Annotated in this window: 21 protein-coding genes; 5 read left to right on the top strand and 16 right to left on the bottom strand. The window is 72.7% G+C overall.

Going from position 1 to position 22,573, the window contains the following annotated elements; all coding sequences use genetic code 11:
* Positions 1 to 128: 128 nt before the first annotated feature.
* Genes ACR9ZG_RS10220 through hemE form a run of 9 tightly spaced genes read right to left on the bottom strand, consistent with a single transcriptional unit; the run spans position 129 to position 7,714 of the window.
* A complete protein-coding gene (locus ACR9ZG_RS10220; RefSeq protein WP_481284722.1) occupies positions 129 to 932 on the bottom strand; it encodes a uroporphyrinogen-III synthase in 804 nt (267 codons plus the stop codon).
* Positions 929 to 1,930, bottom strand: coding sequence for a hydroxymethylbilane synthase (gene hemC / locus ACR9ZG_RS10215; RefSeq protein ID WP_481284721.1), 1,002 nt, complete (start codon positions 1,928 to 1,930; stop codon positions 929 to 931). Before hemC ends, ACR9ZG_RS10220 begins: the two co-directional genes overlap by 4 nt.
* Positions 1,927 to 3,111 carry a ferrochelatase gene (locus ACR9ZG_RS10210; protein ID WP_481284720.1) on the bottom strand — a complete coding sequence of 395 codons (1,185 nt, stop codon included), beginning with the start codon at positions 3,109 to 3,111 and terminating at the stop codon, positions 1,927 to 1,929. Before ACR9ZG_RS10210 ends, hemC begins: the two co-directional genes overlap by 4 nt.
* Positions 3,108 to 3,839 (bottom strand): hydrogen peroxide-dependent heme synthase, encoded by a 732-nt coding sequence (hemQ, locus tag ACR9ZG_RS10205; protein WP_481284719.1) that lies wholly within the window; start codon positions 3,837 to 3,839, stop codon positions 3,108 to 3,110. The genes ACR9ZG_RS10210 and hemQ overlap by 4 nt, the downstream gene beginning before the upstream one ends.
* 49 nt (positions 3,840 to 3,888) lie before the next feature.
* Positions 3,889 to 4,104: a DUF3618 domain-containing protein gene (locus ACR9ZG_RS10200; protein WP_481284718.1), complete on the bottom strand. Its 216-nt coding sequence runs from the start codon at positions 4,102 to 4,104 to the stop codon at positions 3,889 to 3,891.
* Positions 4,094 to 4,504, bottom strand: a complete 411-nt coding sequence (locus tag ACR9ZG_RS10195; protein WP_481284717.1) for a phage holin family protein — start codon at positions 4,502 to 4,504, stop codon at positions 4,094 to 4,096. The genes ACR9ZG_RS10200 and ACR9ZG_RS10195 overlap by 11 nt, the downstream gene beginning before the upstream one ends.
* A 25-nt stretch (positions 4,505 to 4,529) precedes the next feature.
* Positions 4,530 to 4,865 (bottom strand): hypothetical protein, encoded by a 336-nt coding sequence (locus ACR9ZG_RS10190; protein ID WP_481284716.1) that lies wholly within the window; start codon positions 4,863 to 4,865, stop codon positions 4,530 to 4,532.
* A gap of 18 nt (positions 4,866 to 4,883) precedes the next feature.
* On the bottom strand, positions 4,884 to 6,569 hold the full coding sequence (locus ACR9ZG_RS10185; protein WP_481284715.1) for a protoporphyrinogen/coproporphyrinogen oxidase: 1,686 nt from the start codon (positions 6,567 to 6,569) through the stop codon (positions 4,884 to 4,886).
* Complete coding sequence (gene hemE, locus ACR9ZG_RS10180) at positions 6,566 to 7,714, bottom strand: uroporphyrinogen decarboxylase (protein ID WP_481284714.1); 1,149 nt, start codon at positions 7,712 to 7,714, stop codon at positions 6,566 to 6,568. Before hemE ends, ACR9ZG_RS10185 begins: the two co-directional genes overlap by 4 nt.
* 114 nt (positions 7,715 to 7,828) lie before the next feature.
* Between hemE and ACR9ZG_RS10175 the strand changes: the two genes are divergently transcribed.
* The 5 genes from ACR9ZG_RS10175 (at position 7,829) to ACR9ZG_RS10155 (ending at position 15,116) form a co-directional block, all read left to right on the top strand.
* The gene (locus ACR9ZG_RS10175) at positions 7,829 to 9,139 is read left to right on the top strand and encodes a glutamyl-tRNA reductase (protein ID WP_481284713.1); all 1,311 of its coding nucleotides are present in this window, start codon (positions 7,829 to 7,831) and stop codon (positions 9,137 to 9,139) included.
* Positions 9,140 to 9,165: 26 nt separating this feature from the next.
* Positions 9,166 to 9,801: a GNAT family N-acetyltransferase gene (locus ACR9ZG_RS10170; protein WP_481284712.1), complete on the top strand. Its 636-nt coding sequence runs from the start codon at positions 9,166 to 9,168 to the stop codon at positions 9,799 to 9,801.
* A gap of 75 nt (positions 9,802 to 9,876) precedes the next feature.
* A complete protein-coding gene (locus ACR9ZG_RS10165; protein ID WP_481284711.1) occupies positions 9,877 to 11,265 on the top strand; it encodes a glycine--tRNA ligase in 1,389 nt (462 codons plus the stop codon).
* A gap of 160 nt (positions 11,266 to 11,425) precedes the next feature.
* On the top strand, positions 11,426 to 13,906 hold the full coding sequence (locus ACR9ZG_RS10160; protein ID WP_481284710.1) for a bifunctional lysylphosphatidylglycerol flippase/synthetase MprF: 2,481 nt from the start codon (positions 11,426 to 11,428) through the stop codon (positions 13,904 to 13,906).
* A 148-nt stretch (positions 13,907 to 14,054) separates the two neighbouring features.
* A complete protein-coding gene (locus ACR9ZG_RS10155) occupies positions 14,055 to 15,116 on the top strand; it encodes an NAD-dependent epimerase/dehydratase family protein (protein ID WP_481284709.1) in 1,062 nt (353 codons plus the stop codon).
* A 10-nt stretch (positions 15,117 to 15,126) separates the two neighbouring features.
* Here the strand turns inward: ACR9ZG_RS10155 and ACR9ZG_RS10150 are convergent, their stop codons facing one another.
* The 7 genes from ACR9ZG_RS10150 to ACR9ZG_RS10120 form a co-directional block, all read right to left on the bottom strand.
* Positions 15,127 to 16,038 (bottom strand): serine hydrolase, encoded by a 912-nt coding sequence (locus ACR9ZG_RS10150; RefSeq protein ID WP_481284708.1) that lies wholly within the window; start codon positions 16,036 to 16,038, stop codon positions 15,127 to 15,129.
* Between the two features lie 161 nt (positions 16,039 to 16,199).
* The gene (locus ACR9ZG_RS10145; protein WP_481284707.1) at positions 16,200 to 18,173 is read right to left on the bottom strand and encodes a M13 family metallopeptidase; all 1,974 of its coding nucleotides are present in this window, start codon (positions 18,171 to 18,173) and stop codon (positions 16,200 to 16,202) included.
* A 10-nt stretch (positions 18,174 to 18,183) separates the two neighbouring features.
* Positions 18,184 to 18,651, bottom strand: coding sequence for a hypothetical protein (locus ACR9ZG_RS10140; protein WP_481284706.1), 468 nt, complete (start codon positions 18,649 to 18,651; stop codon positions 18,184 to 18,186).
* A 90-nt stretch (positions 18,652 to 18,741) separates the two neighbouring features.
* Complete coding sequence (locus ACR9ZG_RS10135; RefSeq protein ID WP_481284705.1) at positions 18,742 to 19,212, bottom strand: GbsR/MarR family transcriptional regulator; 471 nt, start codon at positions 19,210 to 19,212, stop codon at positions 18,742 to 18,744.
* A gap of 40 nt (positions 19,213 to 19,252) precedes the next feature.
* A complete protein-coding gene (locus tag ACR9ZG_RS10130; RefSeq protein ID WP_481284704.1) occupies positions 19,253 to 20,992 on the bottom strand; it encodes an ABC transporter permease in 1,740 nt (579 codons plus the stop codon).
* Positions 20,989 to 22,002, bottom strand: a complete 1,014-nt coding sequence (locus ACR9ZG_RS10125) for an ABC transporter ATP-binding protein (RefSeq protein WP_481284703.1) — start codon at positions 22,000 to 22,002, stop codon at positions 20,989 to 20,991. Before ACR9ZG_RS10125 ends, ACR9ZG_RS10130 begins: the two co-directional genes overlap by 4 nt.
* A 54-nt stretch (positions 22,003 to 22,056) precedes the next feature.
* The coding region (locus ACR9ZG_RS10120) for an HNH endonuclease family protein (protein ID WP_481284702.1) at positions 22,057 to 22,573 on the bottom strand (517 nt) is incomplete at its 5' end.

Raw genomic sequence — 22,573 nt, 5'->3', positions numbered from 1 at the left:
CCCCCCCCCCCCCCCCGGCGCGGGGGGCGCCCCCCCCCCCCCCCCCCCCCCCCCCCCCACCAAAACGGCCCCCCCCCCCCCCCCCCCCCCAATTTTTTGCGGGGCCGCGGCGGCTAGCCGGCGGGGGCTCAGGAGGGGGACGAGGAGGAGGTGGTGCGCGCCTCGGCGACGCGGACGACGGCCTCGATGAGCGAGGCGGCGGTCCGCTCCTCGGCGACCACGTCGACGCGCAGGCCGAAGTCGCGGGCGTCGCGAGCCGTCTGCGGCCCGATCGCGGCGACGAGCGTGGACTCGGGCACCGGGCCGAGCTGCTTCTGCACCTGCTCCGCCACCGACCCGCTGGTCACCAGGATCGCCTGGACGAGCCCGTCGCGGACATCCTGGACGACGTTCTCGGGCACGGCCACGCCGATGGTCCGGTACGCGACCACCGACTCCACCTCGTGCCCGATACGGCGGAGCCCCTCGGTGAGGAGGGGCTTGGCGATCTCGGAGCGGAGGGTCAGCACGCGCAGCGGCACGACGCCCTGCGTCGCGGCCTCCCACTCGGCGAGCAGACCGCGGGCGGAGTTGTCCTCCGACGGCACCAGGTCGACCTTGTACCCGGCGGCGGCCAGTGCCGCGGCCGTCGTCTCACCGACCGCGGCGACCCGGGTCGTGGGCGGGACGACAGCCCGCTGCGCGCTCAGCACGTCGACCGTGGTCGCGCTCGTGACGGTCATCCAGTCGAATTCGCCGGCGGCCAGCCGCTCCAGCGCCCGCTCCAGGGCGGGCGCGTCGGCGGTCGGCGCGAAGTTGATCATGGCCGCGACGACCGGGGAGGCGCCCTTCGAGCGCAGATCCGCCGCGACGGAGTCCCCCCACGGCCCGCCGCGCGGCACGAGCACGCGCCAGCCGGCCAGCGGCTTGGGAGAGGCGGAGGCGTTGGTCATCGGGTGCTCCCCAGCGGCGCCAGGTCGGCGGCCCCCGCGCCGAGCAGTTCGGACACCACGCGCGCCCCCACGTCGCGCGCCGCCTCGTCGAGGTGCTGCGCGCCGAGCGAGTCCGGGGTCGCGGCGTGGGAGGAGGTGATCCGCTCGCTGCCGTCCGGTCGGTAGACCGTCGCAGTGAGGAACAGGAGGCCGTCGTCGACCAGCGCGGACGCCCCGATCGGAGCGGCGCATCCGGCCTCCAGCCCGGCGAGGACCTCGCGCTCGGCGGTGACGCACGCGTGGGTCGTCACGTGATCGACGGCGGAGAGCGCGCGGGCGATCGGGCCGCGGCCCTTCTCGTCGCCTTCGCGGACCTCCAGCGCCAGGGCGCCCTGCCCGGGAGCCGTCGGCACCTGCGAGAGGGCGAAGTAGTCGGTGACGGCGTCGAGACGGCCGAGGCGGCCGAGCCCCGCTGCGGCGAGCACGACGGCGTCGAGGTCGCCGTCGGCCACCCGGCCGAGGCGGGTGTCGACGTTGCCGCGGATGTCGAGGACGTCGAGGTCGGGCCGCAGGCTCTTCAGCTGCGCGACGCGGCGCGGCGACCCGGTGCCGACACGGGCGCCCTCCGGCAGCGCGTCGAGCGTCAGCCCGTCGCGCGCGCAGAGCGTGTCGCGGGCGTCGGCGCGCTTGGGCACGGCGCCGATCACGAGCCCGGGCGCCTTCGCGGTCGGGAGGTCCTTGAGCGAGTGCACGATGATGTCGACCTCGTCCGCGCGCAGGGCGTCGCGCAGCGCGGTGGCGAAGACGCCGGTGCCGCCGAGCTCCGAGAGCGACTCGCGGGAGGTGTCGCCGTGCGTGGTGACCGTGACCAGCTCCACGTCCACGCCGGTGGCGCGCGCGATCGCCTCGGCGACGGCGGTGGTCTGCGCGACGGCGAGTGCGCTGCCGCGGGTCCCCACGCGCAGCACGCCGTCGCGGCGCTCCACCGGGCCGGACGCCCGGGTCACGGTCCCGCTCACGGCGCGAGCCCCGCAGCGGCGGGCTTGAAGCCCAGCCGGACGTTCTCGCAGCAGCCCGGACGGCACACGTCGTACCAGGGGCCGAGCGAGGTGAGCGCCGGGCGCTGGTCCACCGGGACGCCGTCGCGGCGCTCCAGCACCAGGTCGACGAGACCCTTCACGTAGGCGGCGTGCGTGCCGGGGGTGGGGACGCGGACGGCGATCAGGCCGTTCTCCTCGCTCGTCTCCATCGCCTCGTTGTCGAGATCCCAGAGGACCTCCATGTGGTCGCTCACGAACCCGAGCGGCACGATGATCACGGCCTTGTACCCGGCGGCGGGCAGCTCGGCGATGCGGTCGTTGATGTCGGGCTCGAGCCACGGCATCGAGGGAGGGCCTGAGCGGGACTGGTAGACGAGGTCCCACTCGACGGTGCCGCCGGTGGCCGCCTGCGAGACGACCTCCGCGACCGCGAGGTGCTGGGCGGCGTACGCCCCGCCCTCTCCGAAGCCGCGCTCGGCCGGGCCGGACTTGGCCGCGTCCGTCGACGGGATCGAGTGCGTCGAGTACAGGATGCGCACGTCCTTCGCCGGGTCGAGGTCAGGGATGCGCTGCTTGAGCTGCTCGACCGCGTCCTTCACGCCCTCGATGAACGGCTCGACGAAGCCGGGGTGGTCGAAGAACTGGCGGACCTTGTCGATCGCGATCGTGCCCTCGAGGCCGGTCTCCTGCAGCACCCGCGCGAAGTCCTCGCGGTACTGGCGGCAGCTCGAGTACGACGAGTAGGCGCTCGTCGCGATGGCGATCAGCTTCGTGAAGCCGCGCTCCTGCGCGTCGCGCAGCGCGTCCTCCAGGTAGGGGTCCCAGTTGCGGTTGCCCCACAGCACGGGCAGGTCGATGCCGCGGGAGGCGAGCTCGGCCTCCAGCGCCGCCTTCAACTCGCGGTTCTGGTCGTTGATCGGGCTCACGCCGCCGAAGTGGCGGTAGTGGTGCGCGACCTCCTCCAGCCGCTCCTCCGGGATGCCGCGGCCGCGGGTGACGTTGCGCAGGAAGGGGATGACGTCGTCCTGGCCCTCCGGACCGCCGAAGCCGGCGAGCAGGATCGCGTCGTACGCGACGGGCTCGGTGACGTGCTCGGGGCCGGAGGCGGCGGCGGGCGTCGCGCCCAGCACGCGTGCGGCGGTGGTGTCGACGTCGGTCACTGCAGCACCTCCACCAGCTCGGCCGGCTGGATGCGGCGGCCCGTGAAGAACGGGACCTCCTCGCGCACGTGGCGGCGCGCGTCGGTCTGGCGCAGGTCGCGCATCAGGTCAACGAGGTCGAGCAGCTCGTCGGACTCGAGCGGGAGGATCCACTCGTAGTCGCCGAGCGCGAAGGAGGCGACGGTGTTGGCGAGCACCGAGCGGAACGCGGCGCCCTTGCGGCCGTGCTCGGCGAGCATCCGGCCGCGCTCCTCGTCGGGGAGCAGGTACCACTCGTAGCTGCGCACGAACGGGTACACGGTCAGCCAGTTCTTGGGCTCCTTGCCGCGGAGGAAGCCGGGCACGTGCGCCTTGTTGAACTCGGCGTCGCGGTGCACGCCCATCGCGTTCCAGGTGGGGAGCAGCGCCTTCAGGAGGCGGGTGCGGCGCAGCTGGCGCAGGCCCCACTGCAGGCCCTCGGCCTCCGGCCCGTGCAACCAGATCATGACGTCGGCGTCGGCGCGCAGGCCGGAGACGTCGTAGAGGCCGCGGGTGGTGACGCCCTGCAGCTCGATGTCGGCGATGACGCCCTCGAGCTCGGCGACGGCCGTGGGCACGTCGGTGCCGTCGAGGTCGTCCGGGCGGGCGGGATCGCGGCGGAGCACCGCCCAGAGGGCGAAGCCGGTCGGAGTGTCGGGTGTTTCAGCGGGGGTGGTCGACTCTGCCGGTACGGCAGCCGGGGTACTCATACCCACAGTCTCCCCCGCAAAGCTGAGAAGGCCAAAACTGCGGCCGCGGTCAGCGCCGGGTCAGCCGGACGACCGCCCAGACCAGCCCGCCGACCGTGGCGGCGACGCCCGCCGCGATGCCGGCGGCGAGGAGCGGCTGCTCCGTCACGAAGCGCTGGGCGCGCGCGGCGGCGCGCTTGGGGGCGCCGAGCTTGTAGGTGATCGCGTCGACCGTCGCGGTCAGCTCGGCGCGGGCGCGGTCGACGTCGGTGCGGTCAGTTGTCATACGTGCCCATCCCCTTCACGGCGTCCGCGTCCTCCTTGATGCTCTCGATCGTCTCCTTGGGGGCCACACCGTTCATCCGCTTGAACGAGCGGACGCCGATCAGCGCGAGCACCCCGGCGACCACCAGCAGGGCGACGAAGACGATCAGTGCCGCCAGCCACGCCGGCAGGGCGACCGCGATGCCGAGCACGGCCGCGGCGATCAGGACGCCCAGGGCGAAGAAGAGCAGGAACGCGGCGACGGCGAACAGGCCGATGCCGACGCCAGCATGCTTGGCCTTCTCGGCGAATTCGGCGCGCAGGTGCGCGACCTCCGCCTTGAACAGCTCGACCAGCAGCCGCGGCAGGTCCGCGATCAGCTCGGCCAGCGACTTCGACCGGATGCGCTCTGGATCGGTCATTCCGCTTCCCTTCCGCGCTCCCCGATCAGGACCCGGTGCCGGCGGCCGCTGCACCGGCGGCGGCGTGCGAGTCGCGGACGGCACGCGGCGCGGAGCCCGCCGGGGAGGTGGAGCGCGCCTCGCGGCGGCGCTGGTTGGCGCGGCCGACGAGCTTCTTGGCGGTGCCGAACGCGGCCTCCGGCAGCTCGCCGACCTTCGCGGCGACGAAGTCCTCGACCGCGGTGACCTGCTTCTGCACTCCCGGCGACTCCCAGAGCTTGTTCGCCGTCGCCTTGATCTGCTCGTACCGCCGACGGCCGGCCCTGGCCCCGAGCACGTAGCCCGCCGCCGCACCGGCCACGAAGAGAAGCTTTCCGCGCATTCGCGCCCCCTTGGTCGCCTAGAGGTTGTCGGTCAGTGCCTTCCAGCGTAGACCTCGGACGCGCTCGGCCACCCGGCGCGCATCCGGGACCACCGACGCCAGGCCGGTGCCGGTCAGCCAGGAGCCGGTGACGTCCAGTCCCTCGACGGCCTCTGCTCCCGCGCGGACCCGCTCGATGCGGTCCCGCTGCCCCACTGTCGCATAGGGAAGGGCATTGGTCCAGGGGGTGCGCGCGAATGCGGTGACATCGGATTCCGCGAGCGGAATACCCAGCAGACGGCCCGCGTCGGCCACGGCCACCGCCCGCAGCTCGGCGTCGGAGAGTTCACGTGTCTCGGCGGGTCGGCCGGCCCTGCCGTAGGAGAGGCGGACCACATTGCGCCCCTCGCCAGCGGCCTCCGCCACCCATGCCCACTTGGCGCTGGAGTGCGTCATCGCCTTGGCGCGCACGTCGGCGTCGGCGGTGTCGGCCACCAGGACGCCCGTGCCGCTGGGGGCCGCGGAGAGGCGGGGGTCGTCGATCACGAGGGTGACCAGCTCCACGCTGGACGCGGGCGGCCAGTCGAGGGCGGCGAGCGCGGCGAGGTCGGCAGAGGCGGACGCCAGGAGCGGCAGTGCGGCGTCCGACGGGACCGCGATCACCACGGCATCGGCCGGGAGGGACGAGCCGTCGGCCAGGCGCACCGTCCAGCGCGCCTCGCGATCGGGGTCGACGCCCACGGCGTGCACGGGCACGGGGTTCGTGGGCACGGGAGGCCGGGGCGCGGGGGCGTCGAACGGCGGCTCCTCGTCCAGAGCGTGGGCGAGCACGGCCTCCACGGCCGCCTCGATCGCGTCATCGGGGTCGGGAGCGACCCAGGGCTCGACCGCCACGACGGGGGCGCCGGTCACGATGCGGCCGCCCCGCGCCTCCACATCCGCGGCGAGCGCCTGCGGCAGCCGCCACATGCCGCCGCGGATGCCGCCGACGGCGCTGCCGGCCTTGGCGGCCGAGCGCAGCTCGCCGACCGCGCCGGACAGCGAGCCGAGGCGGGTGAGCGCGGCGTTGAGGCCGGGGGCGACGACGTCGACGTCGAGGTTCTCCGGCTCGGCCGAGTAGACGCCCGTGACGACCGGGGCGACGAGGAGGTCGTGCACCTTCCGCCCCATCCGCTTGCGCACCAGGGTGCCGAGGTTCCGCTCCTGCCCGATCTTCAGCACCGGCATGAGGCGGTCGAGGTAGGCGCGGAGCGCACCGCCCCAGCCGATCGCGGCGACGACGTCCTTCGCGAGCGGTGAGCTCGGGATGCCGAGCAGCCCGGCCTTGGGGAGCGGCACGGAGCGGGAGCCGTGCCGGACCATCGCGCCGGACGGGTTCGGCTGCACGACCTCCCCGTCGAGGCCCAGGTCCTCCAGCAGCGCCGCGACATGCCCGCCGCGGGTCGCGAAGCTCTCGGCGCCGGCGTCGAGGGTCATCCCGCCGAGCTCGAGCGGGGCGACCGAGCCGCCGACCCGGTCCGACGCCTCCAGCACGGTCACCTCGAAGCCAGGACGAGCGCACTCCCGCGCCACGACCAGCCCGGCCATCCCGCCGCCGATGACGACGATGCGGGTGGCCGGCGCCTCGACGGCGTGCCGGATCTCTGCGGCGAGCGCGTCGTGATCGCCGTCGTGCCCGGCGCCGTTAACGGCGGCGCCGTTGTCCGGGGTGGAGGCGTTGGTCACGCGGCCCGCCACTCGTGGACGAACTCCACCAGCCGCGTCAGCACGGCCGGGTCGGTCTCGGGCGGCACGCCGTGACCGAGGTTGAGCACGTGTGCCGGAGCCTCCAGCCCGCGTCGCAGAACATCGTCGACGTGGGCGGCCAGCACCTCCCACGGGGCATCGAGCATGGCCGGGTCGACGTTGCCCTGCACCGGCACCACGTGACCGAGCCGGCGGCTGGCCTCATCGAGCGGGATGCGGTAGTCGACACCGACCGCGTCAGCGCCGGCGTCGTGCATGGCCTTGAGCAGTTCGCCGGTCCCGACGCCGAAGTGGACGAGCGGGACATTGTGCAGGATCGGCTCGCCGGCCTCCTCCGCCTCGTCCAGCGCGTCCGCCGTAGGAGCCGCATAGGTGAGGTCGCGCACGTGCGACAGGGCGCGGGCCGAGGCCGGGGCCACGTGCGTCACGTAGTCGTGCAGCGAGAGCGAACCCGCCCACGAGTCGAACAGCTGCGCCGCGCTGGCGCCCGCGAGCACCTGCGCCCGGAGGAACGCACCGGAGATGTCGGCTGTCCACTCCATCAGGGCCGCCCAGGCGCCGGGGTCGGCGTGCATGAGCGTGCGTGCGCGGATGTGGTCCTTGGAGGGGCCGCCCTCGACCAGGTACGCGGCGAGGGTGAAGGGCGCGCCCGCGAACCCGATCAGCGGCGTCTCGCCGAGCTCGTCGGTGGTCAGCCGCACCGCCTCCGCGATGGCCGCGAAGGTGTCGGCGCCGAGCGAGGCCGGGTCGACCTCCGCGAGCCGCTTGACGTCGTCCGCCGTGCGGACCGGATGCTCGAACACCGGACCCTTGCCGGGCTGGATCTCGACCTCCACACCGGCGAGCTTGAGCGGCACGACGATGTCGCTGAAGAAGATGCCGGCGTCGACCCCGTGCCGCCGCACCGGCTGCAGCGTGATCTCGCTCGCCATCGCGGGGTCGAGGCACGCGTCGAGCATGCGCGTCCCGACGCGCAGCTCGCGGTACTCCGGCAGCGACCGGCCGGCCTGCCGCATGAACCAGACGGGCGTCACCTCCGGCCGGTCGGCCTGATAGGCGCGGACGAGCCGGCTGGAGCCGGTCAGTCCGGCGGAGAGCGGGTGGGCGTCTGGGAGGTTGGTCACGCATCGATTCTGCCAGGGCGGTGCCTGCCAATCCCCCGGGAATCCGCCGGCGCTCCCGGGGCCGCCGGGCCGCTCGATTCGAAGACGGTTCCGAGCGGGCGTAGGCTTTCCTCCGTGCTTCTCTGCTTCTCGTCGAGCCACCGGACGGCGGACTTCGACCTCCTCGAACGGCTCGAGCGCAACGCTCCGGCCGTCTCCGCCGCACTCGCAGAGCACAGTGAAGTCGTCGCCGGTTCCGTCGTGCTCGCGACCTGCAACCGGTTCGAGGCCTACCTCGACATCGACGAGCCCCTCCCCGCCGCCCGCGCCGTCTCGGCCGAGGCCGTGATCGACGCGGTGAGCGCCGCCAGCGGCATCAGCGCCGACGAGCTGCGCTCCGCCAGCAGCGTCTACTGCGACGACGCCGTGGCCGAGCACCTGTTCGCCGTCTCGAGCGGGCTGGAGTCCGTCGTCGTCGGCGAGGGCGAGATCGCCGGGCAGGTGCGCCGCGCCCTCGAGAACGCCCGCGCGACCGGAACCGTGACCAACGACCTCGAGCGGCTGTTCCAGGACGCCTCCCGCACCTCCCGCGGGGTCAAGAACCGCACCGGCATCATGACCGCCGGCCGCTCCATGGTGCGCCTCGCGCTCGATCTCGCCGAGAGCCGCGTCAGCGACTGGGCGCAGGCACGCGTGCTGCTCGTCGGCACCGGCAAGTACGCGGGCGCCAGCCTCGCCGCGCTGCGCGACAAGGGCGCCGAGGACGTGCGCGTCTTCTCCCCCTCCGGCCGGGCCGCGAAGTTCGCGCACTCGCACGACATCCTCCCCGTCGAGGCCGACGGACTGGTGGAGGCGCTGGCCGAGAGCGACCTCGTCGTCACCTGTTCCGCTGTCACCGACCACGTGCTCACGCCGGCGATCGTGACGGCGGCGCAGCGCCTCCCCGGGGCCCGCGAGCGCCGCCTGGTCATCGACCTGGGCCTCCCCCGCAACGTCGACCCCGCCGTCGCCGAGCTGCACGGCGTCGAGCTGCTCGACCTCGAGACCATCAGCATCCACGCGCCGCTGGAGGAGCTGAACGCCGCCGACGACGCCCGCGAGATCGTCGACGCCGCCGCCGCGGAGTTCGCCGCCAAGCGCGCGGAGCAGGCCGTCACCCCGGCGCTCGTCGCACTGCGCAAGCACGTGTTCGGCGTGCTGGACGCCGAGATCGAGCGCGCCCGCGGCCGCGGCGACTCCTCCGAGCAGACGGAGGCCGCGCTGCGCCACCTCGCCGGCGTGCTGCTGCACACCCCGTCGGTCCGCGCCCGCGAGCTCGCCAGGCAGGGCGACGCGCAGTCGTTCATCGACGGCGCCGGTGCGCTGTTCGGCCTGGAGGTCGAGCCCGCGGCGCCGCGCCTCTCCGCCGTCTCGCGCGACATCGCCGACGAGTCCGCCGCATCCTGAACCCGCACCCGACCCGAGGAGGAACCGTGAGCGACGAAGCCACGACTTCTGCCACGCAGACGACCGCCGCTCCGCACGCCGCGACCGGCCTGCCGTACGCCGCCGAGGAGCTGCGCACCGAGCGCCTGTGCCTGCGGCCGCTCAACACCGGCGAGCTGGACGAGGCGCAGTCGTACCAGCGCGCCCGCGACGTGGTCCGCTACCTCCACTGGGAGGTGCACGACCACGAGGAGTCGGCCAAGCGCCTCCGCAAACGCCTCGCGATGAACGGCCTGCACGAGGACGGCGACGGCATCGTCTATGCGGTCGAGCTGCTCGACGCCGATGGCGGCCACACCCGCGTCATCGGGCACATGAGCATGTTCCTCAAGTCGGCGCAGTGGGCGCAGGTCGAGCTCGGCTGGGTGTTCCACCCGGCGATCCACGGCCGCGGCTACGCCACCGAGGCGACCAAGCGCCTGCTCGACCTCGCCTTCGGCACCCTGGGCGCGCACCGCGTCTTCGCCCAGCTCGACGCCCGCAACGAGGCGTCCGCCCGGCTGTGCGAGATCGTCGGCATGCGGCAGGAGGCGCTGCTGCGCGAGCGCGAGATCAAGGACGACCGCTGGGTCGACACCGCGATCTACTCGCTGCTGGAGGACGAGTTCCGCTCCGCGCAGTGAGCACCCGCGGCTCTCGGTAGGATTGTGGCGGGCGCACTCTCGCCCGTCCAACACCTGACTTCGAGTGGGAGCACCATGGCCGCAACGTCGAGACTGGATTCCGTCATCACGCTGGCGCAGCACCGCGGATTCGTGTTCCCCTCCGGCGAGATCTACGGCGGCACCCGCTCGGCGTGGGACTACGGTCCCCTCGGCGTGGAGCTGAAGGAGAACATCAAGCGCGAGTGGTGGAACGCCTTCGTCCGCGGCCGCGGCGACATGGTCGGCCTCGACTCGGCGATCATCCTGCCGACGCCCGTGTGGGAGGCCTCCGGTCACGTCCAGGTGTTCAGCGACCCGCTCACGGAGTCGCTCATCACCCACAAGCGGTACCGCGCCGACCACCTGTTCGAGCGCTACGAGGCCGAGCACGGCCACCCGCCGGCGAACGGCCTCGACGACATCCCCGACCCGGAGCACCCGGACAAGGTCGGCCAGTGGACGCCCATCCGCCAGTTCTCCGGCCTGATGAAGACGTACCTCGGTGTCGTCGACGACGAGTCCGGCCTGCACTACATGCGACCGGAGACCGCGCAGGGCATCTTCACCGACTTCGCCGCCGTGCTGCAGACCGCGCGCAAGAAGCCGCCGTTCGGCATCGGCCAGATCGGCAAGGCGTTCCGCAACGAGATCACGCCCGGCAACTTCATCTTCCGCACCCGCGAGTTCGAGCAGATGGAGATCGAGTACTTCGTCGAGCCGGGCACCGACGAGGAGTGGTTCCAGACCTGGATCGACCTCTGCTGGGACTGGTTCGTCGATCTGGGCATCGACCCCGCGAACATCCGCCGCTTCGAGCACCCGCAGGACAAGCTGGCCCACTACTCCAAGCGCACCATCGACATCGAGTACAAGTTCGACTTCGTCGGCAGCGAGTGGGGCGAGCTCATGGGCGTCGCCAACCGCACCGACTACGACCTCAAGACGCACATCGAGCACTCCGGCAAAGACCTGAGCTACTTCGACCAGAACAAGAACGAGCGCTACGTCCCGTACGTGATCGAGCCGTCGTTCGGTCTGACCCGCGCGCTGATGGCCTTCCTCGTCGACGCGTACGACGAGGAGGAGGTGCCCAATGCCAAGGGCGGCACCGACAAGCGCACGGTCCTGCACCTCGACCCCCGGCTCGCGCCGGTCAAGGTCGCCGTGCTGCCGCTCTCGCGCAACGAGGCCCTCTCGCCGCTGGCCCGCGGCCTCGCCGACACGCTGCGCAAGCGCCGCAACGTCGACTTCGACGACTCGGGCGCGATCGGCCGGCGCTACCGCCGCCAGGACGAGATCGGCACCCCGCTCGCCGTGACCGTCGACTTCGACTCGCTCGAGGACGACGCGGTCACCGTGCGCGACCGCGACTCGATGAAGCAGGAGCGCATCCCGCTCGAGGGTCTCGACCGCTACCTCGCCGAGCGCCTCCGCGAGATCTGAGCCGCCCCCGGACGCACCGGGCCGCTAGGGTGGTGCGGAGCCGACGGAGACCACGATGAGCACCGCCCCCACCACCGAGCACGGTCGGCGCGACGAGTCACGGACTCCCGCGCACGACCAGGCACGGCCTCGCCGCTCCCTCCCGGCTCGCTTCGCGCGCGTGGCTCCTGCGAGCATCGCCCTCGCTGCGATCGTGCTGATCACGGCGCTGGTGACCGGGACCGCGTGGAGCGTCGCGACGATCGGCGGCGACGCCCTGCTGTGGGCGGCCGGTGTGACCACGACGATCCAGGCCGGGTTCTGGTGGACGCCCGTCACCGCGCTGTTCGTGCCGGAGGATCCGCTGCAGCTGGTGCTGTGCATCCTCCTCGCGCTCACCGTCTTCGCGGTCGCCGAACGCTATCTCGGGACGGTCAGGGCGGTCGCCGCGTTCCTCCTCACCGGCGTCGCGGGCATCGGGCTCGGCGTGCTCGGGCAGTGGCTCGCCGCCGGGGTGGGCGAGCTGTGGGCGACCGCGACCGAGTTCGACTTCACCCTCGACCCGACGATCGGGATCACCGGCGCGGTGGTCGCGGCGAGCGCCTTCGCGAGCGCGCTGTGGCGGCGACGCATCCGGCTCATCACCTTCGCCATCGTGCTGATGCTCGTGCTGTACAACGGCGATCAGAACAACGTCTACCGGCTGATCGCGGCGCTGCTCGGACTGGGCCTCGGCGTCGCGCTGCGGCGCACCCGGCTGCAGCGGCTGCGGCGCAGCTCGCACGGGGAGACCCGCACCCTCGTCGCCGCGCTGATCGCGATCACGGCCATCGGGCCGGTCGCCGCGCTGCTGCCGCCGGGCGGCTTCGGGCCGTTCTCGTTCGTCGCCCAGCTGTTCCGCCACGAGCAGGTCGACGTCGCCGACATCCTCGCCCGGTGCGACGCGTCGTATACGAGCGACTGCCGGCTCGGCCTCGCGCTCGTCTCGGTGCAGGGGCTGGGGCCGCTGCTGCTGTCGCTCCTCCCCCTCGTCCTGCTCGTCGTGACGGCGATCGGACTGCGTCGCGGGCGCCACTTCGCGCTCGTGCTCGGCATCGTGGTCAACGCCGCGATGCTGGTGCTGCCGTTCACGGCCCTCCCCTCCGGCGAGCTGCGGCTGGAGGTCGACAGCCTCGACGCCATGGTGCCCGCGCTCGAGGTGCTGGCGTGGGTGCTCGCCGCGATGCTCGTGCCTGCGGCCTCCATCGTCCTGCTCGTCGTCACGCGGAGGCAGTTCCAGATCAGGGCGCCGCGCGCCGCGATCGTGCGGTTCACCCTCCTGACCGTCATCTCGTTCCTGCTGCTCGGGATCGCGTACCTCGTCGCCGGCCTGGCCTCCCTGGCCGAGTACGTGCCGGACGCCACCATCGGCGACGTGTTCGCCTCGACCCTGCGGCGGTTCGTGCCGGCGGGGTTCGAGTCGGTGCTCGGCCACGTGATCGTGCCGACCTCCCTGCCTGTGGTGATCCTGTACCAGTGGATCGGTCCGGTGTTCTGGGCCATCTTCGTGGTGGCGACCATGCGGCTCTACCGGGCGACGTCGACCGGCCGCACCGCCGGCGACGAGCTGCACTTCCGCGAGCTGCTGCGCTGGGGCGGTGGAGGCACGCTCGGCTTCATGGGGACCTGGCCGGGCAATGTGTACTGGTTCAGCGAGGAGAACGACGCGGCCGTCGCCTACCGGGTGATCGGCGATGTCGCGATCACGCTCTCCGACCCGGTCTGCCGCCCGGACCGCGCCGAGCAGACCATCATCGACTTCATCTCGTTCTGCGACGCCAACAGCTGGACGCCGGTCTTCTACAGCGTGCACGGCCGCTACCTGCCGGTGTTCGAGTCGCTCGGCTGGCAGTCGATGTCGGTCGGCGAGGAGACGCTCATGCATCCGCTCACCTTCGACATGACCGGCAAGCCGTGGCAGAAGGTGCGTCAGGCGCACAACCGCGGCGTGCGCGAAGGCATCACGACCGTCTGGACGAGCTGGGACGACCTCCCGCCCCTGCAGCAGTCGCAGGTCAGCGCGCTGAGCGAGCAGTGGGTGGCCGAGAAGGAGCTGCCCGAGATGGGGTTCACTCTCGGCGGGATGGCCGAGCTGAAGGACCCGGACGTCCGGCTGTACCTCGCCTTCGACCAGGCGGGCGGCCTCCAGGCGGTCACGAGCTGGCTGCCCAGCTGGGAGGCGGGCCGCGTGACGGGCTGGACCATCGACTTCATGCGCCGGGCCGACGACAGCATGCCCGGGATCATGGAGTTCGTCATCGCCTCCGCCGCGCTGCGCATGCAGGAGGAGGGCGTGGAGGTGCTGAGCCTGTCGGGCGCTCCCCTCGCGAGCGCGCCCACGAGCCCGGGCGACCGGCCGGAGCACGACGACGAGGACGAGGAGCGGGACGAGGGCGTCATGGAACGGCTGCTCGGCTTCCTCGCCCGGACGCTGGAGCCCGCGTACGGCTTCGCCTCGCTGTTCGCCTTCAAGAGCAAGTTCAACCCGACCTACGAGACGCTGTACATGGCGTACCCCGACCCGGTGGCGCTGCCGTCGATCGGGGCCGCGATCGGCAAGGCGTACCTGCCCGACGCGAACGCGCGCGAGTACGTCGCGCTGGCGCGCACGCTCCTGCGCTGACCCGCCTGCCGTCTCCGGCGCCGGGCAGCCACCGAGTAGCAGCCGAGTACGCACGAATTCGCCCCGGTACCGCCGAGTGCGCAGACTATCCGCGTACTCGGCGGTTGCCCGGCCGGCCGCTGCCCGGCCGGCCGCGTACGGTGGGCGTATGGAGGCGGACACCACGCGGACGGCCATGATCGTCGGCGGGACGGGGCAGATCGGCTCGGCGGTCGCCCGCCGGCTCGCGCACGACGGCTGGTCCGTCCTTCTCGCCCACCGCGGCGAGCACCCCGGGGATGCGGACCTCGCCGAGCTCGACGTCACGAGCATCCGGCTCGACCGGGAGGACACCACGTCACTCGTCGAGCGCGCCCGCGGCCACGACCTGGTGCTCGACACGGTCGCGTACGAGCCGCGTCACGCCGATCAGCTCGCGCTGCTCGCCGGCGAGGTCGGATCGCTCGTCGTGATCTCGACCGGGTCGGTCTACCTCGGCCGCGACGGCGGCTACCTGGACGTGGTCACGGGTCCCGACGACTTCCCGGACTACCCGCTGCCGCTGCGCGAGAGCGATCCGATCGTCGACAACGCCGAGCGCACCTACTCCCCGCTCAAGGCGGCGCTGGAGCGGCGGCTGCTGGAGGTGGACGATCTGCCCGTGAGCATCCTGCGGCCCGGCGCCATCCACGGGCCGTTCAGCCCGGCGCTGCGCGAGTGGTACTTCATCAAGCGGGCGCTCGACGGCCGCGACCGGGTGCTGCTGGCCGACGGCGGGCGCAACCGGTTCAGCACCTCCTCCACCGTCAACCTGGCCGAACTGGTCGCGCTCTGCGCCGACCAGCCCGGCAGGCGCGTGCTGAACGCCGTGGACGACGAGAACCCGTCGGTCGCCGAGATCGCGAGCGCGGTGTACCGCACGCTCGGTCGGGAGGTCGAGCTCGACGTCTTTCCCGGGCCTCCCGTGGAGTCCGTCGGCGCGACGCCCTGGACGGTCGCGCGCCCCCTCGTCATGAGCATGGCGAAGGCGCAGGTCGAGCTGGGCTACCGGGCCCCGGTGACCTACGCCGAGGCCGTCGCGACCGCCGTCGACTGGGCCGTGCGCGAGGTCAGGACGGCGGAGCGGCGGGGGGACGGCTGGGAGACGGTGTTCCCCTCCCTCGCGCGCCGGGCGGAGGCGGACCGGTGGTTCGACTACGCGGCGGAGGACGCGTACGTGGCGGGGCGGTGATCCCTTACCGTCAGAACACGTACTCCAGGAGGTCGAGGCCGACGGTCCGCATGCCGTCGATGACGGCGAGGCGGGCGGGGAGGCTCGTGTCGTCGAAGTAGGTCGATACGGCGTACGTGACACCGGCCCGCGGGCCGCGCAGGACGCCGACCTCGCTGCGGACGCCCGCGTCCGTGCCGGTCTTGTTGACCAGCAGGATGCCGTGCTCGGCGTGCCGGTGCGAGTGCGGGTCGAGGCCGAAGGCGCTGGAGACGAGCGAGAAGTCGCTGTTGAGCGACAGCCACGAGATGACGCGCTGGCTGGTCGCCGGGCTCACGACCTCGCCACGCGCGAGCGCCGAGAACAGCCAGGTCAGCTCGTTCGCGCTGCCGACGGAGAGCTGCGGGGCGTCGTCCGGGCCGCGGTGGTCGCGCACGAGGTCGAGGAGGGCGGTGCGGGTGAGGCCGAGCGCCTCGGTGCGGGCGCTCACGGCCTCCAGTCCGACCCGGCGCAGCAGCACGTTGGTCGCGAGGTTGTCGCTGGAGGCGCCCACGAGCGCCGCCAGGTCTGCGACGGGCAGGGACGGCACGTGGAGGTGGTGCCAGATGCCCGAGTCGCCCGCCGCGTCTTGCGGGAGCCGGTCGAGCGTGGCCAGCGGGCTGAGCTCGCCGGTCTGCAGCCGGGCCGCGACCTCTACCAGCAGCAGCACCTTGCCGATGCTCGCGGTCGGCATCACCACGTGGTCGTCGACCGAGAACAGCACCTCGCCGGTGGCGAGGTCGGTGGCGCGAGCCGACACCTGCACGCCCTGCACGGCCAGCTGGCCCAGCGCGGCGAAGCCGCGGGCGAACGCCTCGCGATCACCGATCGGACCCCGATGCCGCCCACGTCGCGTTCCGGCATGCCGGGTGCGCCGCTCGGACTCCTGGGTCTGCATCGTCACGGTGTCGCTGCGCCCTTCTGCCGAGTCTGAACTGCCGGAGCTGCGGACCGCCGGGACCCGCGGTCGTCCGGCCGGGGAGGCTTCTGCCGGGCCGACGACAGAAGCGATGTTACCCCGATCGGGGGGCACCTGAGGGTGCCGATCGGGAAAGTTCGGTGCGCTCACCAGATGGTGACGCGCTCCTCGGGCGCCAGCCAGAGTGCGTCGCCCTCGGACACGCCGAAGGTCTCGTAGAAGGCGTCGATGTTGCGGACGATCTGGTTGCAGCGGAACTCGTTCGGCGAGTGCGGGTCGATCGCGAGCAGCCGGATGACCTCGGCGTCACGGCCCTTCTGCTGCCACGCCTGGGCCCACGAGAGGAAGAACCGCTCGGCGCCGGTGAGGCCGTCGATCACGGGAGGCTCCTGGCCGTCGAGCGACAGCAGGTACGCCTTCCAGGCGATGCCGAGACCGCCCAGATCGCCGATGTTCTCGCCGATGGTGAGGGCGCCGTTGACGTGGTGGTCCGGCACCTGCGCCGGGGCGAGCGCGTCGTACTGGGCGATGAGGTTCGCGGTGCGCTTCTCGAAGGCGGCGCGGTCGTCGGCGGTCCACCAGTCCTGCAGCCGGCCGTCGCCGTCGAACTTCGAGCCCTGGTCGTCGAAGCCGTGACCGATCTCGTGCCCGATGACCGCGCCGATCGCACCGTAGTTGGCGGCGGCGTCGCGCCCGGCGTCGAAGAACGGGTACTGCAGGATGGCCGCAGGGAACACGATCTCGTTGAAGCCGGGGTTGTAGTACGCGTTGATGGTCTGCGGGGTCATGAACCACTCGTCGCGGTCCAGCGGCTTGCCGATCTTGCCGAGCTCGCGGTGGAACTCGAACAGCGCCGCCGCCCGCACGTTGCCGACGAGGTCGGTCGGGTCGATCTCGAGCGCCGAGTAGTCGCGCCACTTCACCGGGAAGCCGATCTTGGGCGTGAACTTGTCGAGCTTGTCGAGGGCGCGCTCGCGGGTCTCCTCGCCCATCCACGGGAGGCTGCGGATGCTCTGCCGGTAGGCCTCGACCAGGTTGGCGACGAGCTCGTCCATCGCCTCCTTGGCCGCGGGCGGGAAGTGGCGCTCGACATAGATGCGGCCGACGGCCTCTCCCATCGCGCTCTCGACGAGAGAGACGCCGCGCTTCCAGCGCACGCGCATCTCGGGGGTGCCGGTGAGGGTCCGGCCGTAGAAGTCGAAGTTCGCGTCGACGAAGTCGCCGGTCAGGTAGGGGGCGGCGCCGTGGATGATCTGCCAGGCCAGCCAGTCCTTCCAGGCCTGCAGCCGGGTCTCGGTGAGGAGGGCGGCGATGCCCGAGGTGAACGACGGCTGCCGCAGCACGACCTCGGCGAGCGCGCCCTCGGGGGCGCCGAGCGAGGTCGCCCAGGTGTCGAGGGACGCCCGCGGGTCGCCTCCACCTCCGGCGAAGAGCGCCGCGGCGTCGGCCCAGCTGTACAGGTTGTAGGTCTTCTCGGAGTCGCGCGACTGGACGTTGTCCCAGTGGCACTTCGCGATGTCGGTCTCGAGGTCGAACACCCGCTGGGCCCGCGCGGGTGCGTCGTCGACCCCGGCTAGCTCGAACATGCGCTGGATGTGCGCGAGGAACGCCTCGCGGATCGGAGCGAACCGCTCCTCGCGGAAGTAGGACTCGTCCGGCAGCGAGATGCCGCCCTGCTCGGCGAAGACGAGGTAGCGCTCGGGGTCGCCCGGATCGTTGTCGACGAAGAGCTGGTAGAAGCCGGCCACGCCGTGGCGCTCGAGCTTCGCGAGCGTCTGCAGCAGCTCGGAGATGCTGCCCGCGTCGCTCGCGAGCGCCAGCTGCGCCGCGATCGGCTGCACGCCGAGGGCGTCGATGCGCTCCTCGTCCATGAAGCTCGTGAAGAGGTCGCCGAATGTGCGCTCCTCCGTGCCCTCTGGCGCGGTCTGCGCCGCCTCTACGATCTCGCGCACGGCGGCCTCCGCCTCCTCGGCGAGGATCATGAAGGAGCCCCAGCGCGCCTTGTCGGCGGGGATCTCGGTGCGGTCGAGCCACCGGCCGTTGACGTGCCGGAACAGGTCGTCCTGGGGGCGGGTCGCGGGGTCGAGGTCGTCGGTGGCGATGCCGGAAGCGAGCGTCATGCAGCCCAGCCTACGGCGCACCGACCTCCGGCCGCAGCCGTTCCGAGCGGGTTGTGGAAGGCTCGTGCGACGCTGCGCCTGTGGAGGAATGAGGGACGCCGCGCAGCCGCACGAACGTCAGCAGGAACAGGGCGCCGAGCGCCGCCTCGGCGAGGATCGACACCCAGCCGGACAGACTCCCGAAGCCGAGGAACGAGTACACGACGTTGACCAGCGCCGTGACACCGTACAGCGCGCCGAACACGCCGGACAGCAGCGGCCTGCTGGTCATCCGCCACCAGGGCCTCGCCGCCTGCACGGACTCGCCCGGCCCGCGGAACACGCGCGACGCCAGGTACCAGCCGGCGGCCTGCAGCACGGTCAGGACGATCGATCCGACCTCGGAGTGCAGCGCATCGAGCAGCAGCGCGAGAAGCGCCGAGACGATGACGAGGATCGCGACGACGATCCCCTTCTGCAGCGGTGTGACGAAACGCATGGTGCGGCCCCCTGGTGTTGCTCGACGCCAGCATGTCGGCACGGCCCCGCGGTGAGGCGGAGGCGCGCCGATGGCGCCGTGGCGCGTCGCTCAGCGCCTGCTCGCCCGCACCTGCTCCCACTCCCCGATCAGCTCGGGGAGGCGCTCTTGCAGGAAGCGGTAGAAGCCCGCCATGTCGGCGAGCCGCTCGGTGGCGGGCGACGCCGGGTCGTCGACGGCGGCGAGGCCGGCGTCCGCCTGTGCGGCGAGGACGCCGTAGATCGGGCTGTTCCGCACCATCAGCGCGTACCAGTCGCTCGGCAGCTGGTAGCGGTCGCGGCGGCTCCCGGTCTGGCTGAGCCGGCGGACGATGCCGATGGTCTGGAGGTACCGCACGCCTCCCGAGATCGCGGCCGGGCTCACGTCGAGCGCCTCGGCGAGCTCGGCGGCGGTCATGCCGTCCTGCTCCGTGACGGTCAGCGCCATCAGAACGCGGGCGGGCATCTTCGGGAAGCCGGCGGCGGCCAGCACCGCGGCCGCGTGCTCGCGCACCTCGCGCAGTGCCGCCTCGTCCTTCGCCACGCGCTCCTCCTCCCGTCCACCAGGCCGCCCGCGGCCGCGCTCAGCCGATCGCGAGGTCGCGGCGGCGGATGAGCACGGCGGAGGCGACAAGCGCCACGAGTGTTATCCCGAACATCCAGTATCCCCCGGTCCAGTCCGGCTCCCCGACGACGACGGGGGCGTCGGCGAAGGGCGAGACGTGGCGCAGCCAGTCGGGCAGCTGCACCAGCCCGCCGAAGACGCCGATGAACGCGCCGACGCCGAGCGCCGCCCACCCGACCGGGATCGTGGCCGCCGGGAGCAGCACGAACACCAGGGTGAGGACGCCCAGGTACGAGAGCGCGACCGGAAGCTGCGCCGCGGCGGCGGCGAAGGAGTCGCCGATGCGCGCCGCGTCCTCTCCGGCGCCGACCGCCGCGATGCCCGAGGCGACCGCGGCTCCCAGCAGCACCAGGACCACCGCGACGACGCCGACCAGCACGAACTCCAGCAGCCAGCGGACGCGCGAGACCGGGGTGGCGAGCACCGCCTCCGCCGAACCGCTCGCCTCCTCCTGTCGCAGCCGGATGACCGCCTGCACCGCGCACGCGGCCGCCAGCACGCCGACGATCGAGAAGATCGCCGAGATGAACAGCTGCGCCAGCGGGCCGGAGCCGCCCGCGCCGATCCTCCCGATCGCCTCCCGGATGTTGGACAGGCTCGGATCGTCCGCCATCGATCCGCTGACCACGCTGCCGAGGGCGCCGGCCAGCAGGCCGGTCGCGATGCCCCCGAGCGTCCAGCCGAGGACGACGGGCCACTGCAGCCGCCAGGCCAGGCCGAGCGGTCCGCGCAGCGTGGGCGACGCGTCCCTCCGTCCGCCGCGCTCGGGGAATACGCCGGAGCCGGAGTCGCGCACCGACTGGATCGCGAAGACCGCCCCGACGAGGATGGCCGCCAGGGCCGGCTGGAGCAGCAGCGGCCGGCCGTCGGCGGCAGTGTACGGCGCCGTCTCCTGCCCCCAGCCGATCGGACTGAGCCAGCTCGGCCAGGCCGCGGTCAGGCGGGTGCCGTCGCCGCCCGGTGTGCCGGTCGCGTCCCCGATGCCGTTGAGGACGTAGGCGAGCAGGACCACCGTCGCCGCGTAACCGTTCGCGCCCCGGGAGGTCGACATCAGCTGCGAGAACAGGAGCCCGACGCCGAGGAAGGCCAGCCCGGTCCCTCCGATGGCCGCCCCGGCGATCAGCGAACCCTGCACCGGGAGCCCCGAGACGATGAAGGCGCCCGCCGTGGCGATGGCCAGCACGACGTCGACGATCACCCCGTGCACGACGGTCGCCGCGGTCGGCAGCAGGCGGCCCGCGGGAGTGGAGCCGACCAGCTCGGCACGGCCCGACTCCTCCTCCGCCCGCGAGTGCCGGACGGCGAGGAACGTGTTCATGAGGCCGGCCAGCAGCGCGAGGAAGGTGTAGATCTCGAAGAACGTCACGGCTGCCAGCCCGGTGCCCTGCGGGATCCCGCGCAACAGCAGGATGGCCGGGTTGGCGATCGCGAGCCGCACCAGCTCCGCCCGCGCCGCCGCGTCGCCGTACGTCTGCGCGATGCTCACGGTCGAGAAGGCGGCGAGCAGCGCGATGCTGAGCAGCCACACGAGCAGCTGCCAGCGGTCGCGGCGGAGCCGCTGACGGAGGAGGACGGCGACGGTGCGCGTGGCGGTCGGCGGCGACGGCGGGCGCGCGCCGCGGTCAGGATCCGGCGCCGCGTGGAGGTGGCGGGCGTCCCTGGGGTGATCCGTCGTCGCGTGGGCGCCGGCGGAGGTCATCGCCGTGCCTCCTGTCGCCCGCGGCCGGTGGCGGCCGGATCGGTGGCGGCCGGATCGGTGACGGCCGGGTCGACCGTGCCGCGTTCGTCCTCGCTCGGCTCGTCGCCGTAGTGCCGCAGGAAGAGCTCCTCGAGCGATGGCGGCGCGACGGTCAGGCCGCGCGCGTCCAGGGCGGCGAGCGCGGTGAGGACCGGCGGGAGCCCGTCGCTGTCGGCCGTGAACGTGACCCGGCCGTTCGACACGTGGAGGTCGTGGGCGGCGGGGATGGTCGCCAGCCCCTCCTGCGTCACGCTGTCGGCGGCGAACGAGACCTCGGTGCGGGTCAGGTGCCGCAGCTCGGCGAGGGTGCCCGACTCGACCGTGCGGCCGGCGCGGATGATGCTCACGCGGTCGCACAGGCGCTCGACCTCGGAGAGGATGTGGCTCGACAGCAGGACCGTCGCGCCCTCCGCCGCGATCCGGGCGACCTCGGCGGCGAAGACGGCCTCCATCAGCGGGTCGAGGCCGCTGGTCGGCTCGTCGAGGATGTAGAGGTCCGCGGGCGTCGCGAAGGCCGCGACCAGCGCGACCTTCTGCCGGTTGCCCTTGGAGTACGCGCGTCCCTTCTTGTGCGGGTCGAGCTGGAAGACGTCGAGCAGCCGCTGCTTGCGCGCGGAGTAGCCGTGCTTGTCGGCCGCACCGCCGCGCAGCCGCGACAGCAGGTCGATCGCCTCGCCGCCGGAGAGGTTGGGCCACAGGCTGACATCGCCGGGGACGTACGCGATGCGGCGGTGCAGGTCGACGGCCTCCCGCCAGGGGTCGCGGCCGAAGACGGTCGCGCGTCCGCCGCTCGCCCGGGCCAGGCCGAGGAGGATGCGGATGGTGGTGGACTTGCCGGCGCCGTTGGGTCCGAGGAAGCCGTGCACCTCGCCGGCGGGCACGACCAGGTCGAGCCCGTCGAGCGCGTGGACGCGACCGAACCGCTTGTGGAGGCCGACGGCTTCGATCACCGGGGCGGAGTGCTCGTTCATGCGCGTGAGCATACGCCGAATTCAGGAATTCGTGAAAGATATGAATTCTGGCCGTCAGCAGCCGTCGAGGATGCGCTCGAGCGCCGCCCGCTCGGCCGGCACCACCCACAGCGCGTAGCGCGCCTTCACGGCGACCTGACGCGCCGCGTACTCGCACCGGAAGCCTTTGGCGGGCGGGAGCCAGGTCGCCGCGTCGCCCGCGCCCTTGCTCTGGTTGGTGGGGCCGTCGACCGCGACCAGATTGAGCGGATCGTTGGCGAGGTGGAGGCGCTGCTCCGGCGTCAGCGCCTGGGCGCCGGTCTGCCAGGCGTTCATCAGGGCGACGACGTGGTCGATCTGCACGCGTGCGGAGGTGTCCGGACCGCGCTGGAACGCGATGCGACGGCCGGTGTACGGGTCGTCGAGCGTGCCGGAGAGCACTGTGCATCCTCCGCGGCGGACCACACCGGTCAGGTCTCGGGCGAGGATGTCGTCGCGCGTGCTGCAGCCGTTGCCGTCCACATCCTCCCAGGCCTCGCCGAAGTCGCCGACGCGGTCGTAGCCGGTCTTGGGCGCACGGCCCTTCGTGGGG

The sequence above is a fragment of the Leifsonia sp. KNZ12-8B genome, assembly GCF_056755495.1.
This window is presented reverse-complemented; position numbering and strand designations above follow the sequence as displayed.